16 protein-coding genes are annotated in these 13857 nt (G+C 68.5%); 7 read left to right on the plus strand and 9 right to left on the minus strand.

Translation table 11 applies throughout. The features are described 5' to 3' along the window. Positions 1-18 precede the first annotated feature (18 nt). The gene (locus tag VYJ16_RS14085) at positions 19-1611 is read right to left on the minus strand and encodes a preprotein translocase subunit SecD (protein ID WP_336350939.1); all 1593 of its coding nucleotides are present in this window, start codon (positions 1609-1611) and stop codon (positions 19-21) included. Then, the gene (secF, locus tag VYJ16_RS14090) at positions 1611-2516 is read right to left on the minus strand and encodes a protein translocase subunit SecF (RefSeq protein ID WP_336350940.1); all 906 of its coding nucleotides are present in this window, start codon (positions 2514-2516) and stop codon (positions 1611-1613) included. Before secF ends, VYJ16_RS14085 begins: the two co-directional genes overlap by 1 nt. Before the next feature lie 186 nt (positions 2517-2702). Here secF and VYJ16_RS14095 point away from each other — a divergent pair, with 186 nt between their 5' ends. Continuing rightward, positions 2703-3035, plus strand: coding sequence for a DUF7968 family protein (locus VYJ16_RS14095; RefSeq protein WP_336350941.1), 333 nt, complete (start codon positions 2703-2705; stop codon positions 3033-3035). Between the two features lie 39 nt (positions 3036-3074). On the opposite strand, the gene VYJ16_RS14100 is transcribed toward VYJ16_RS14095, so the two are convergent. After that, positions 3075-3551, minus strand: coding sequence for a DUF5812 family protein (locus tag VYJ16_RS14100; RefSeq protein WP_336350942.1), 477 nt, complete (start codon positions 3549-3551; stop codon positions 3075-3077). A 91-nt stretch (positions 3552-3642) separates the two neighbouring features. After that, positions 3643-4254 carry a DUF8056 family protein gene (locus VYJ16_RS14105; RefSeq protein WP_336350943.1) on the minus strand — a complete coding sequence of 204 codons (612 nt, stop codon included), beginning with the start codon at positions 4252-4254 and terminating at the stop codon, positions 3643-3645. A 135-nt stretch (positions 4255-4389) separates the two neighbouring features. On the opposite strand from VYJ16_RS14105, the gene VYJ16_RS14110 reads away from it, so the two are divergent. Together VYJ16_RS14110 and VYJ16_RS14115 are read left to right on the plus strand one after the other, a co-directional pair. Further along, positions 4390-5688 (plus strand): glucose-6-phosphate isomerase, encoded by a 1299-nt coding sequence (locus VYJ16_RS14110; protein ID WP_336350944.1) that lies wholly within the window; start codon positions 4390-4392, stop codon positions 5686-5688. 65 nt (positions 5689-5753) lie between these two features. After that, positions 5754-6530, plus strand: coding sequence for a CPBP family intramembrane glutamic endopeptidase (locus VYJ16_RS14115; protein ID WP_336350945.1), 777 nt, complete (start codon positions 5754-5756; stop codon positions 6528-6530). A 43-nt stretch (positions 6531-6573) separates the two neighbouring features. Here VYJ16_RS14115 and VYJ16_RS14120 read toward each other — a convergent pair whose 3' ends face one another. Both VYJ16_RS14120 and VYJ16_RS14125 read right to left on the minus strand, forming a co-directional pair. Further along, positions 6574-7032: an NOB1 family endonuclease gene (locus tag VYJ16_RS14120; protein WP_336350946.1), complete on the minus strand. Its 459-nt coding sequence runs from the start codon at positions 7030-7032 to the stop codon at positions 6574-6576. Positions 7033-7037: 5 nt separating this feature from the next. Continuing rightward, the gene (locus VYJ16_RS14125; protein WP_336350947.1) at positions 7038-7283 is read right to left on the minus strand and encodes a PRC-barrel domain-containing protein; all 246 of its coding nucleotides are present in this window, start codon (positions 7281-7283) and stop codon (positions 7038-7040) included. A gap of 180 nt (positions 7284-7463) precedes the next feature. Between VYJ16_RS14125 and infB the strand changes: the two genes are divergently transcribed. Continuing rightward, entirely contained in the window at positions 7464-9272 is a 1809-nt protein-coding gene (infB, locus tag VYJ16_RS14130; RefSeq protein WP_336350948.1) for a translation initiation factor IF-2, read from the plus strand. A gap of 94 nt (positions 9273-9366) precedes the next feature. Here infB and VYJ16_RS14135 read toward each other — a convergent pair whose 3' ends face one another. Beyond that, positions 9367-9834, minus strand: coding sequence for a GNAT family N-acetyltransferase (locus VYJ16_RS14135; protein ID WP_336350949.1), 468 nt, complete (start codon positions 9832-9834; stop codon positions 9367-9369). A 123-nt stretch (positions 9835-9957) separates the two neighbouring features. On the opposite strand from VYJ16_RS14135, the gene VYJ16_RS14140 reads away from it, so the two are divergent. The 3 genes from VYJ16_RS14140 to VYJ16_RS14150 all read left to right on the plus strand — a co-directional run bounded on the left by VYJ16_RS14140 (position 9958) and on the right by VYJ16_RS14150 (position 12749). Beyond that, positions 9958-10626, plus strand: coding sequence for an alpha/beta hydrolase (locus tag VYJ16_RS14140; protein WP_336350950.1), 669 nt, complete (start codon positions 9958-9960; stop codon positions 10624-10626). Between the two features lie 113 nt (positions 10627-10739). Next, complete coding sequence (locus tag VYJ16_RS14145) at positions 10740-11798, plus strand: PAS domain-containing sensor histidine kinase (RefSeq protein ID WP_336350951.1); 1059 nt, start codon at positions 10740-10742, stop codon at positions 11796-11798. 126 nt (positions 11799-11924) lie between these two features. Continuing rightward, positions 11925-12749, plus strand: coding sequence for a DUF502 domain-containing protein (locus VYJ16_RS14150; RefSeq protein WP_336350952.1), 825 nt, complete (start codon positions 11925-11927; stop codon positions 12747-12749). 96 nt (positions 12750-12845) lie between these two features. On the opposite strand, the gene VYJ16_RS14155 is transcribed toward VYJ16_RS14150, so the two are convergent. Both VYJ16_RS14155 and VYJ16_RS14160 read right to left on the minus strand, forming a co-directional pair. Beyond that, on the minus strand, positions 12846-13244 hold the full coding sequence (locus VYJ16_RS14155) for a DUF5811 family protein (RefSeq protein ID WP_336350953.1): 399 nt from the start codon (positions 13242-13244) through the stop codon (positions 12846-12848). A 93-nt stretch (positions 13245-13337) separates the two neighbouring features. Further along, positions 13338-13814: a pyruvoyl-dependent arginine decarboxylase gene (locus VYJ16_RS14160; protein WP_336350954.1), complete on the minus strand. Its 477-nt coding sequence runs from the start codon at positions 13812-13814 to the stop codon at positions 13338-13340. Positions 13815-13857 lie beyond the last annotated feature (43 nt).

Consider the following 13857-nt stretch of genomic DNA (forward strand, 5'->3'; position numbering starts at 1 on the left):
GCGGGAAAAAGATGGTCGCTACTTGTCGCCCGTGACGAGCGCACGGAGGATGTCACCGTACGCCGGCCGCGTCACGAGCACCCCGATGAGGACGCCGAGGATCGTGATGATCGCGAACCCGCGGAGGTCCCCGAGGCTGAGGACCGCGAGCGGACTCATCGCGACGATGGTCGTCGCCGCCGCCGCACCGATCACCCAGAACGCCTTCCGGAACCGCGACTGGAACACGCGCTGGCTCGACACCTCCTCGGCCATCACCTCGTCCGCGATGATGATGAGGTCGTCCACCCCCGTCCCGATGACCGCGATGAACCCCGCGATGTGTGAGAGGTCCAGCGGGAGGCCGACGATCGAGGCGAACCCGAGCAGGAGCGCGACCTCGCTGAGCGCGGTGACGACCATCGGCGCCGCGACCGTCGCGTTACTGTACCGGATGTACACCGTGAACGACACCGCGAGCACCGCGACGATCGCCGTGATGAGCGCGTTCAGCTTGAACTGGTCCGCGAGCGCGCCCTCGAGCGTGAACGTCTGGCGCTGGTCGAGGTCGAGCGGCGCCGGGAGCGCACCAGCCTCGATGTTCGTCTGGATGCGCTGGGCCTCGCTCTGGTTCCCCGCGGTGAAGAAGAACCGCGGGTCGTTCGCGAACTGCTCGCTCCGGATGGTCTGAGCGAGCCGGCCGTCCATCGAGAACGCACCCTTCACGTCACCGTTCACGACCGTCAACAGACAGTAGCCGTCCTCGTTCCGCGTGGACGTCCGCGACGCGTTCGCCGGACACGACTGGTAGTTCCGGTTGCTCGTGAACCCGACGCGGTTCAGGATGTTCTGGAAGCGCACCCCGCCCTGCTCGGTGAGCTTCACGGGAACCTCCCAGCCGGACCCGGCCTGCGAGCGCCGCGGCGGGTCGACCGTCCGGATGCCGTTCGCGTCCACGAGCACCTCCTCCTGCATCGACCCGTTGCCCGGATACCGGACCGAGAGCTGAACGAGTCCGCGTTCGTCGAGGAGTTCGACGAGCGCCTCCGGCTCGCGGTTCGGCGCCTCGACGACGACGTACCGCTGGCCGTTCGCCGCGGACGCGACCGTCGCCGTCCCACCGGACAGCCCGGTCGCGTCGAGCTTGCTCTGGATGCTCGACGCCATCCGCGCGTACGTCTCCGGCGACGGGTCGTCGCGGACGTGCTCGGTCGTCACCTGCGTCCCGTCGATACGCGTGATGCCTTGCGCGCGCAACACGTCGACGAGTTGCTCCGGGGTCACGGAGTCGTTGAACACCTCGACGACGTGGCCCTCCTCGGTCCGGCAGTCGACGTTCGACGCCGTACAGTCCCGGACCGCGACGTCGAGCGACGGCACACCGAGTTCCTGCGAGACGTTCCGCACGACGTCGTCGTCATCGCGCTGCACGTCCAACTGGGTCGCACTCATGCCCGTCACGGGCGTCCGGATGCGCGTCCCGCCGTTCAGTTCGAGGCCGTACTGGAGGTTCGTCGGCCCCGTCACCTCGCCGCCCGCGAGCGTCGCCGACGGCACGAACAGCACGATCGCGCTCATCGACAGCATCACGACGAGCAGCACTACGCGCCAGTTGCTACGGAGGTCGGCCATCAGTTACCCACCTCCCCGAGCTTGTAGTAGCGAAGGAGACTCAAGTTCATCATGTACGTGTTCATCAGGTCCGTCGCGAGCCCGAGGACGAGCACGATACCGATCGACGCCATCAGCTCGATGCCGAAGAGGTACGCCGTCACGGCCATCACCGCCATCGCGGAGAGCGACGTGAGCGTCATCGTCACACCGGTCCGCATCGCGCGAGCGGTGCTCTCGTAGAACCCGCCCTCGCGCCGCAAGATGTGGTTGTTCAGGAGGATGTCGGAGTCGACCGAGTACCCGATGAGCATCAGGAGCGCCGCGACCGTGCCCAGCGAGAGCTTGATGCCGACGAGCCCCATGATGGCGAGCGGGATCGCGATGTCGGAGAACGCGGAGATGACGATCGCGATGGACGGAACGAACGACCGGAAGAGCGCGAACGCGAGCACGCTCATCCCGGCGAACGCGATGACGAGCCCGACGAGCGCGGTGTTCTGTGCGGACGACGCGAACCGCGGCGTCGTCGACTGCCGGGACTGCACGATCGCGCACTCCTCGGTGTTGTCGCACGTCGCCTCCAGGTTCGCTCGCGCCTGGTCGGCGAGGATGCTCCCGTTCGTGCTATCGCCCGTATCGGCGAACGTCACGATGTACTGCGGGTCGGCGGTCCCGGCGGCCGCCTGGATGTTCGCCGGTTCCACGTCGAACGCCGCCCCGATCTCGCCGCGGGGCGTGTCCGTCTGCACCGTCAACTCTGTCCCACCCGTGAAGTCGATACCCAGCGGCACCGGTGTCCCAGTGGTCACCCACAACGCGGCGAGAACCACCAGCGCCACGGCCAACAGGGCGAGAGGGATGGCCGCGAGCTGGCGGTTCGAGTACCGCTCGTAGTCGACCTCCGGTACCTCGAACTTGCTCATGCCGCCCGGTCCGCCGCGGGCGAAAGTAAGCCTTCTTATCTCTCTTTCTCTCGCGGCGACGAACGCCGACGGTTTCCGCACGGATCGACCGCCTCTCGCGTCGCCGGACGCCGTCGCGACGGTGGCTTCGCGCGCCCGGCGTCATCGCGACGCACGCTTTTGTCCGCCGACGCCGTACCGTGTGGTATGACGACCGCATCTCGCGTCGTGCTCTCGTACCCGATGGACCTCTCGGACTGGAGTCGCCAACAGGTGGATACCGACCACTTCCACGCGTGGCTGCGTCGCGTCCACGACGACGTCGAGCGCGGCGACGAGTGGATCGAGTTCGTCGACATCGGGTGCTGCGGGAGCACGTACGACGTCCCCCTCAGGGTGGAGGAGGTCCAGGGCGGCGACCGCATGGGGCCCGACACGGAGATCGAGTACACCGTCCGCGAGGCGTGCGACGTCGGCGGCGGCTGGAAGGTCCAGAGCGCGGACGGTCCGGCGCCGTACGCGAGCGAAGGAAGCGAGTAGCGACGACCGGGTTCGGGAGCGAGTGCGATACTCCTCCGCTCAGTCGGGGAGGTAGCGGACGTTCAGGACGCCCAGTTCGGTGTCGCGACGCACCTCGACGCGGACGGCGCCGACGCGACCCGCTCGCGCGACGGTCTCCTCGTCCGCGATGACGTCCTGGGCGGCTTGCTCGGTGTCCTCCGGCGGTACCGAGAGGACGTGGAGTTCGCCGGTTCCGGCGCGCTCGATGCGTTCGACGTCGCCGACGTCGAGGTCTTCGGCGGTCTCCATCGCTTGCGTCGTCGGCGACAGGTCCGTGTCGACGACGTCGACGTGATGCGCGTAGTCGACGTCGACGAGTTCGTACACGACGTCCATCGGCGGGACCGGCTTCACGGTCGCGCCGACGACCATCTCCGACTCGAGTTCGTGGTCGTTGGCCGCGAGCGTGTACACCTGCCCGGCGTCCACGTCGCGTAGCACGGCGCTCTCGGCGTCCGCCTCCGTCACGAGGAACGTCGCGGTCGTCTCCGTCATACCCACGGGTAGCGTCTCGGTGGCCTTCCGGGTTTCGTCACGCACCCGCCGGCGACGCAAGTGGCGTCGCGAGCGTCGGCGGCCGTCGGCCTCACGCGTTCGAGGCCTTGTGTCGGCGGTCGAGGAGGTACATCGCGACGCCGACGAGCGCGGGCGGGAGGATGCTCGAGAGTGGCGGCATCGCGTAGAACACGCGGACGAGCGGCGCGAAGAGCCCGCTCGGGTCGGGGCGCGTGGTGACCTCGCCGTCGAGCGTGAACTCGGGCGGCATCGAGATGACCGCGGCGACGTAGAGCGCGACGAAGTACACGAACCCCAAGAGCGCCATCCGGCGGTCGAAGCGCGCGTCGCCGCGACCGCGGCGGTGCTCGCGCGCGACGAACAGCACCGGTGCGACGATAGGTGAGACGACGGCGAGCGCGACGAACACGTAGAACGACCGGACGAACGTGAACGTCCCACCGCCCGCACCGAGCGTGTTCGACACCGCGACCGTCACCGCCGCCGCGAAGAAGAACGCGAGCAGCGTCGCGAGCAGTCCGCTCACGGTCGCGTACAGTTTGAACAACAACGAATCGCTCTCGCGGAGTGCGTACGGGAACGCCGTCAGGAGCCCGCCGTACGTGCGGCCGTCGCTCCCCGCGTCGGCGTCGTCGTCGCTGCTCCGAGCGTCCTCCGCGGTCGCGACGCCGTCCTCTGTCATCCCTCGACGCTTGGGGCGAGACGGCCAAAAGCGGCGTGGTTGACGGCAGCGCGTCCAAAGGAGACCGCACGCTCCGCGGGCCGCACTCCGGTAGTGATGGCAAAACACTTGTCGCCGCCGGGCGCGCATTCGGCCATGCACGTGGACATCGCGAACGCGCTCGCCGACACCGCGTCCCCCGGCATCTCGCGGGACGCGCTGGCGCGACTCGACGACCAGGTCGCGGCCGCACACGACCGCATCGAGCGGGGGATCGAGGGCCGCGAGCACGGGTACGCCGCGCTCGCGCTCCCCGAGGACGTCGACGTGGACGCCATCCGAGAGACGACGGCGGCGTTCGCGGACACCGAGACGCTCCTGAACGTCGGTATCGGCGGGAGCGCGCTCGGCGCGGCGACCATCACGGACGCGCTCGCCAACGAGTCGAGCGTGGACGCGTACTACCTCGACAACGTCGACCCCGAGTGGATCACCGCCTTGCTCTCCGAGGTCGACCTCGCGTCGACGACGGTGAACGTCGTGTCGCGGTCGGGGACGACGGCGGAGACGCTCGCGAACTTCCTCGTCGTCCGCGACGCGATGACGTCGACGGGCGTCGACTGGACCGATCGGACGTTCGTCACGACCGGCGAGGAGGGGCCGCTACGGCGGCTCGCGGACCGACACGGGCTCCCGAACCTCCCGCAACCCGAGGGCGTCCCGGGGCGGTTCTCGGCGCTGTCGACGGTCGGGCTCGCCGCGGCGAGCGTCTGCGGGCACGACCTGGACGCGCTCGTCGCCGGCGCGAGCGAGCAACGCGAGAAGCTCGGCCCCTCGCTGCACTCGAATCCGGGGTACGCGTACGGCGCGATAGCGTACGCGCTCGACCAGCGCGGCGCGAGCGTGAACGCGATGATGCCGTACGCCGAATCGCTGGAGACGTTCGCGGAGTGGTTCGCGCAACTCTGGGCCGAAAGTCTGGGCAAAGACGGCCTCGGGCAGACGCCCGCGCGAGCGCTCGGCGCGACCGACCAGCACTCCCAGCTCCAGCTCTACCGCGCCGGCCCGCGCGACAAGCTCGTCACGCTCGTCAGGCCCACCGAACGCGACGACCACGACATCCCCGAGAGCGACGCCGAGGAGCTCGCGTACCTCGAAGGCACCGGCCTCGGCGAACTCATGGACGCCGAGTTCGACGCGACCGAGGCGAGCCTCGCCGCCGCCGGCCGCCCGAGCGTCCGCGTGGAACTCGACCGCGTCGACGAACGCGAACTCGGCGCCCTGCTGTACGCGATGGAGGCGGCGTGCGTCCTCGCCGGGGAACTCTACGGCGTCGACACGTTCGTCCAACCCGCCGTCGAATGGGGGAAGAACGCCGCCAGAGGCCTGCTCGGCGAAGGCGACTACGACGAAGCCGACGCCGTCGCCGCCAAGGACGAACTGATAATCGAGTAGCTCGTCGCTCCGGGAGCGGTCGCGTAACGGAAGGGCCTATGTCGGCGGAGGCGCTACGAGCGAGCATGTCCGTCGAGTCGCGTGACGCGTGGTCGCCGGGTCGGTTCGTGGCTGCGGCGCTCGCGATGGCGTTCGTCGGTGCGGTCGGCATCTTCGCGATCGCGGTCTGGCAGACGGTCGTCTACGGGTTGGTGACGGACCTCGTCTGGGAGCCGCCGCTGTCGGGCGCCCGGCAACAGATACTGTCGACGGTCGCGCTCGGGTTGGCGACGACGATGACCGCCGGCATCTACCTCGCGTACACGAACCGGTCGCTGTCGTTCCTCGACGTGCGAACGCCGACGCTCCGCGAGGCCGCGTGGGCGATCGGCGGGCTCGTCGCGTTGTTCGCGCTCCTCCAAGTCATCTCGGTCGCGTTCGAGACGTTCGGCATCTCGACGAGCCAGCACTCGACGACGCAGGCAGCGGAGTCAGAACCGTCGCTCCTCCTGCCACTCGTCCCGCTGAGCCTCCTCATCATCGGCCCGGGCGAGGAACTCCTGTACCGGAACGTCGTCCAGAAGTCGCTCTACGAGCACGCGCCACGCTGGGCGGCCGTCCTGACCGGGAGCGTCATCTTCGCGCTCGTCCACATCCCCGCGTACTCCACGGGCGGCACCACCGGCGAGCTCGTCGCGACGCTCGCGGTCGTGTTCACGCTCTCGCTCGTCCTCGGCACCGTCTACGAACGCACCGAGAACCTCGTCGTGCCCGCGTTCGTGCACGGGAGCTACAACGCCATCCTGTTCGGGTTCGAGTACCTCGAGAAGACCGCGGCAGTCGTCGTCCCGGCCCTCCTCTGACAGCGAGACGACGCCGCCAGAAGCAGGCGATTGACTCCGTCCGTTAACTCGGGTTCTTGCGCGCGAGGTCGCTCCCACAGATCGGGCAGCGGTCCTTGTTCTCGTCGAACTCGCGCCCACAGCCCGCGCACTGGAACGTCCAGTCGCGTTGCTCGCTGATGCCGTCGCGCGCGATGACCTCCACGCGCACGTCCAGTCGCTCGGCGACGTTCTGCATCGCGTAATCGTCCGTGACGAGCGTCGCGTCCAGCTCGAACGTCGTCGCCACCAGGCGAACGTCGGTATCCGAGAGCTCCGCGAGGTCGCCGGTCTCGCGCGCGGCGCGCTCCACGCGCTCGACCGTCCCGGCGTCCGGGATGTGGATGCGCATCCCCGCGCCCTCCATCGCGTCGAACCGATACCCGCTCTCGTCGGTGAGCTCCTCGCGAACGAGCGGGATGGTCGCGATGTCGTCCTCGGAATGATACTCGTTGATGAACGCAGAAGAGTCCAGGACCTTCATCCGAGCTAGCGGTCGACGACGATGTAGTCCTTCACGGCCTGCACGCGCGCAACCGGCACGCGAAAACGGCCCTGTTCGTCCCGGTCGTAGTCGATGGTTCGCGTCGGCGTGTCCTCGTCGGGTTCCACGATGAGGTCGTGGAGTTCGCCGCTCTTCAGGTCCATCGTGACGTTGTACAGCGCGCCGAGCTCGGTGCCGTCAGACCCCATGACGGCCTTGTCCGAGATGTTCTCGGCCAGTATATCGGGCATACCCTCCCGTACCGAACGACGGCTAATAAACGCCACGGGGTCGTCAGCCGCGCGGCAGCCATCGCCGGTGGCGACGAGGACGCGTCGTCGAATGCGGTGATGGCGCCCGAACGCGGACGCATACGGCAATCTTAAATGCCGGCGCGAGAAGGTTCTGAGTATACCTTCTGGGTGGTCACCATGTCGGACTCATCGGACGCCGGCGACCCCGGCACAGACACGCTACGCACGCCCATCGTCGCCGTCCTCGGTCACGTCGACCACGGCAAGACGAGCTTGCTCGACAAGGTCCGCGGCTCCGCGGTCATCGAGGGCGAGGCAGGTGCGATCACCCAGCACATCGGCGCCACGGCGGTGCCGCTCGACGTCATCTCGGACATCGCAGGGAGTCTCGTCGACCCAACTGACTTCGACCTGCCCGGACTCCTGTTCATCGACACGCCCGGCCACCACTCGTTCACCACCCTCCGCAGTCGCGGTGGGGCGCTCGCTGACATCGCCATCCTCGTCGTCGACGTGAACGACGGCTTCCAACCCCAGACCATCGAGGCGCTCGACATCCTGAAGCGCACGCAGACGCCGTTCGTCGTCGCCGCGAACAAGGTCGACACGCTCCCGGGCTGGAATCCGGTCGAGGACGCCCCCATCCAGCAGTCGATGGAGACCCAGTCCGACCGCGTCCAGCAGCAACTCAACCAGGAGCTCTACGAGATCGTCGGCGAACTCAGCGACCACGGGTTCTCCGCGGACATGTACTGGCAGGTCCGGAACTTCCAGCAGAACGTCGGCGTCGTTCCCGTGAGCGCGATGACGGGCGAGGGCGTCCCGGACCTCCTGACGGTGATGATGGGGCTCGCGCAGCGGTACATGAAAGAGGAGATGCAGGTGGACGTCGGCGGGCCCGGCGTCGGCACGGTCCTCGAGGTCAAGGAGGAGAAGGGGTTCGGGACGACGGTCGACATCGTGCTCTACGACGGGACGATCCGCGCGGACGACGTCATCGTCGTCGGCGGTGAGAACAACCCGATCGTGACCGAGGTGCGGGCGCTCTTGCAGCCGCGGCCGCTCGCGGAGATCCGGACCGAGAGTCGCTTCGAGCAGGTCGACGAGGTGATGGCGGCGGCCGGTATCAAGGTCGCGGCGCCGGACCTGGACGAGGCGATGTCGGGCGCTCCCATCAGGGTCGTTCGCGACCGTCCCGTCGAGGAGGTCGAACGCGAGGTCCGGAGCGAACTCGCCGAGATCGCGGTCGAGACCGCCGAGGAGGGCGTGGTCGTGAAGGCCGACACCCTCGGGAGCCTGGAGGCGATGGCGAACGCGCTCGAGGAGGCCGAGATCCCCATCGTGCGCGCCGAAGTAGGTGCGGTCGCGCCCCGTGACGTCTCCGTCGCCTCCACTGCGGACGAGGACACGCACAAGACCATCCTCGCGTTCAACGTTGACGTGCTCGACGACGCGCGCCGGCGCATCGAGGAGAGCGACGTGAAGGTGTTCGAGAGCGACGTCATCTACCAGCTCGTCGAGGAGTACGACGAGTACGTCGAGGAGATAGAGCGCGAACAACAGGAGACGGTCTTGGACAACATCACGCGGCCCGCGCGCTTCCAGCTCCTCATGGACCACACGTTCCGGCAGAACGACCCCGCGGTCGTCGGCACGGAGATCCTCTCCGGGACGGTCAAGAACAACATGAACGTCGTGAAGTTCGAGGGGAACGAGCCGACGCGCGTCGGCCAACTCAAGGGCATCCAGGAGAACGGCGAGGACGTCGACGAGGCCCGCGCCGGCAGCCGCGTCAGCCTCGCCATCGACGGCCCGACCGTCGGCCGCCAGATCGAGGAAGGCGACGAACTCTGGATCGAGATCCCCGAGAAGCACGCGAAGATTTTGGAGCAGGAGTTGAAGGAGGAGATCCCGATGGACGAACGGGAAGCCCTCAACCAGTACCTCGAGAAGCAGCGCAATCGGGACCCCTTCTGGGGGAAGTAACTGGTCGCACCAGCATACGGCCGCCGCCAGGCGGCCGTTTCAGTGCTGTCACCACGCCGTCAGGCGGCCGTTTCGGGGTTGTGCGGGGGTGGTGTCAGTCGAGTGGTTTGGCGTACGTGACTTGTTTGGGTTCGTAGTCGCGGTTCTCGTAGAAGTCGCGGGCGGGTTGGTTCTGCCATTCGGCGCTGACCTTGAGGAAGTCGCAGGCTTCGCGTTCGGCGAGGGTTTCGGCGTGGTCGACGAGGGCGGTGCCGTGGCCGTCGCCGCGGTGCGAGTCTTTGACGTAGAGGTCGACGATCTTGAGGTAGGTGTCGCGTGTTCGGGAGGGGTGTTCGCCGAACTCGAGGTGGGCGAACGCGACGGGGTCGTCGTCGACCTCGCGGAGGAGGGTGCGGTGGTCGTCGCTGTCGAGGAGGCGTTCGAAGCCGCCGACGGCGTGCTCGGCGGCGTCGTCGTGGAGTTCGTTCAGGTCGCTGTACTGTTCCATCTGTTTCGCGAGCGGGTACCAGAACTCGGTGGCGAGGAGTTCGGCGTCGTCGAGGGTGGCGTCGCGGATGCGCATACCTGGAAGAGCCGGCGGTGGGCACGTAAGCGTTCGCGCGGCGTGTGAGGCGCTTGCATCGTCGCGCGCCGAGTCGTCAGTGCGACGAGGGTTTTTCCCGTCGACGCGCTACCGTTCGAGTCCATGCCGATGGAGCAACTCGACTTCGAGGTCGACGGGGAGACGTACGAGGGACGGTTCGTGACGCCGCCTGCGGGGGACGCGAACACGTGCGTGGTCGTGGTCCCGGGTGCGGGCCACGGCCCGTTCGGTGACATCTTCGACATCGCGACGTACGAGCTCGCGAACGCGGGCGTCGCGTCGTTCCGCTACGAATCCTGGACGAGCGGCGACGAGCTCGACGCGAAGACGCTCGCGGAACTGCAGCGCGAACTGGCGGCCGCGGTCGACCACGCCCTCGACCGCGGGTACGACCACGTGTCGCTGCTCGTGAAGAGCTTCGGGGGCCGCATCGCGTTCACGGCCCTCCCCGAGGACGTCGAGCGCGTGCTCGGGTGGGCGCCGGCGGTCGTGTTCGCCGACGAGTCCGCGCTCGACGAGCAGCGCGACGTCCCGCTCGGTGACCTCGCGGACGGCCTCGACATCGCGCCCGCGGACGTCGCCGACGTCGACGTCCCGGTGACGCTCCTGTACGGCGACGAGGACCACTTCTATCCCGAGCACGCCGACGCGCTCGCTGACGTACTCCCCGACGCCGAATTGCGCGTCCTCCCCGGCGAGAATCACTCGTTCAACGTCGGACGACGGGTCGTCGTCGCGGAGACCGTCGCGGCGCTCGCCGCCGGCCGCTGACGGCGGCCGGGCTGCGAGCCGTGGCCGCGAGCCGGGGTAGCGCGAACGCGTCCGGGGTGGAATCGCCGAAGTAGTATTGTAGTAGCAACGCATACATACAGATAGTGATATTTATGGGTGAGCGACAGGGACGGGCGGTCGAAGCGACCCCACGCGACCGCGCGGTCGACGCCGCCGGCGTCGCATGGTGGGAGTACGACGTCGACACCGGCGCGTTCGCGTTCGACGACCGGAAGGCGACGCTCGGAGGGTACGAAGCCGCGGACTTCGAGACCGTCGAGGACTTCGCGGCGCTCGTGCACCCGGACGACTACGACGCGGTCGCCGCCGCGTTCGAGGCCGTCGTCGACGGCGACAGCGACACGTACGACGTCCAGTATCGACTCCGGACCGTCGACGGGAGCTACCGATGGCTCCGGGACGCCGGCAGTCGAAGCGAAACGAACCCCGCGCTCGTCAGCGGCATCACGCTCCCCGCCGCCGCCAACCGCGAACGCCAGCGCGTCCTCGTGGACCAGAACGAAGCCCTCGCACTCGTCAACCGCATCGTCCGCCACGACATCCGGAACGACCTGAACGTCCTCGAAGGCTGGCTCGAACTCATCGCCGAAGACCCGTCGCTCGCCACCCCGGACCGACTCGCGGAACTCCTGACCGTCGTCGACGAATCCACCACGCTCACCGAGAGCATCCGCGACGTCGTCACGATGATCGAAGCGGACGACGACGACGTCGAGACCGAACCCGTCCCCGCCCGCAGCGTCGTCCTCGAAGAGGTCGAGCGCGCTCGCGCCGCGTACCCCGACGCGACCGTCGACGTCGGCGACCTCCCCGAGACGAACGTCGTCGCGAACGCCCTCCTCACGTCGGTGTTCCGGAACCTCATCGCGAACGCCATCGAGCACGCCGACCACGACGACGTCACCGTCACCGTCGACGGCGCGGTCGACGGCGACGACGTCACGTTCACGGTCACCGACGACGGCCCCGGCATCCCCGACGACCGCAAAGCCGTGCTGTTCGACGCCACCGCGAGCACCGTCGACCGACTCGACCACGGCCTCGGCCTCTACCTCGTCCACGCACTCGTCAGCGCGTACGACGGCACAGTCACCGTCGCCGACAACCACCCGACTGGTACCGCCGTCACCGTCACCCTCCGCGCCGCCTGACGCGACCACCGCTCGCCCGACCGCTCCTCCCCCGACCACTCCTCGTCCGATCACCGCGTTGCGGATGCGGGACGCCCATCGCGCGTAGCCCCCTCCCTTAGGTGCCTCCCCACCGACCGTGGCCGTATGTCAGGTAGTGACAGAATCCCTGGGTCCGGGGTCGAGACCGCGCGGGAAGCCAGCCAGTCCGCGTACCAGCACGCGCTCGACGTCCTCACCACTGGCGTCGTCACGCTCCTCCCCATCGTCGTCACCGTCTACGTCCTCGACGCCGCGTTCGGCATCATCTTCAGCGTCCTCGAACCGGTCCTGAAGGTCCTCGCGCACTTCGGACTGCTCTCGGTCGTCCAACAGAACGTCGTCGTCGCGTTCCTCGTCGAGGTCGGCATCTACGAGAGCGCAGCGGACTTCGTCGGCGCCATCACCGCGTTCCTCATCCTCGTCGCCGTCGTCGTCGCCGTCGGTACCGTCGCCCGGAACCGCTACGGCGAACGCCTCGTCGACCTCTTCGACTTCCTGTTCGCGTCCATCCCTGGCATCGGGAGCGTCTACCGCGCGTTCCGCCGCATGGGCGACGCGATGATCGAGAGCGAAGCCGAGAACTTCCGCTCCGTGAAACTCGTCCAGTACCCGACCGACGGCAGCTACATGATCGCGTTCGAGACCGCGACCACGCCCGCGAACGTCCGCGGCGCGACCGAGAACGCCGCCATGCGGACGCTGTTCGTCCCGCTCGCCCCGAACCCCGTCATGGGCGGGTTCCTCGCACACTTCCCCGAGGAGGAGGTGCTCGACGTCGACATGAGCGTCGAGGAAGGCATCCAGGGACTCGTCACGAGCGGGATGGCGATGGACGCCGACGGCTTCTCGCCCGCCGAACTCCGCGAGTTCGGCCTCGACGACGACACCGTCACCGCACTCGAGGAGGACCACCCCGACGTCGACGCCTGACCCGCCGCGACGCCGACGCTTGACCCCGCCGCGGCGCCGAGCGCAGTCGCTTACCGTCGAAGTGAACGGGAGACACGAATGGGAAGACCCGAGCGTCTAGCGCGCGGTCGGCGTCACCGACCCCTGCAGGGCCTGCTTCACCTGGAACGCCGCGCTCGCCGCGAGGCCGCGTGCGACCTCCGCCTGCTCGTCCGCGTCGATGAACGGCTCGTCGAGATTCAGGTCCTCGACCTCCGGCGTGAACCCCGCACTCACGGGGTCCCCGACCGGCGGCTGGACCGCGATCCGCGCCTGCGGTCCCGCAACACCCTGATGGACGTCACCGTCGACGATGTACTCCTTCGGGAGGAACTCGCGCGTCCGCGCCGCGATCGCCGACACGTCGCGGCGGAGCGCGCTCTTCTCCGCCCTCGACAGCTCCGGCACGTCCTCCGCGTTTCGCTTCCCGGCCTGCGTGATCCCCGGCAGTCCAGCGTACGGCGTGTTTCCATTCATCGCAGAGCTACCACTTCTACGCGCCAGCCGAGTGAAAAAGGTTCGGTCGAGGTAGTACCGACCCAACGCAGGTGCCGCGGCTCACCCAGCGACTCAGACGAGCGCGTCCGCGGTCCCGTACACCGCGAGCACGACCGCCGTCGTGTGCGTCCCCGGTTCGACCTGCGCGGACTGCACGCGCACTCGCGGGTCGTCGAACGTCCACGCCGACCGCAACTCCTGGCCGGCCGCGAGCCCCTGCCGGACGCGCTCCTCCACGTCCGCCGCGTCCGTCGGCCCCGCCGCCTCGTAGAACAACCCACCGTCGGGCGACTGCGCCCACGCCAACCCCGCCGAGACGTGCCCCGGGTCCGTCGCCGTCGCCCGCGCCTCCACGACCGTCAACCGCCCGCCGACCTCACCGAGGTCCCCCGCCGTCCCGACCGCCTCCACGTCCGCGTCCGGCGGCAGCATCGACGACACCGTCACGAGATTGTAGTTGTGGACGCCCGCGTCCGCGAGCGCCGCGTCGTAACTCGCCATCGCCGTCGGGCCCGTCCCCGAACCCCAGACGACGCGAATCGCTTCCATACCCGTACTCGCGCCGGCACCACGTTGTGGGTTCCGATTCACG

It is taken from the genome of Halorubellus litoreus (assembly GCF_037081675.1).
GTDB classification, from domain to species: Archaea; Halobacteriota; Halobacteria; order Halobacteriales; family Natrialbaceae; genus Halorubellus; species Halorubellus litoreus.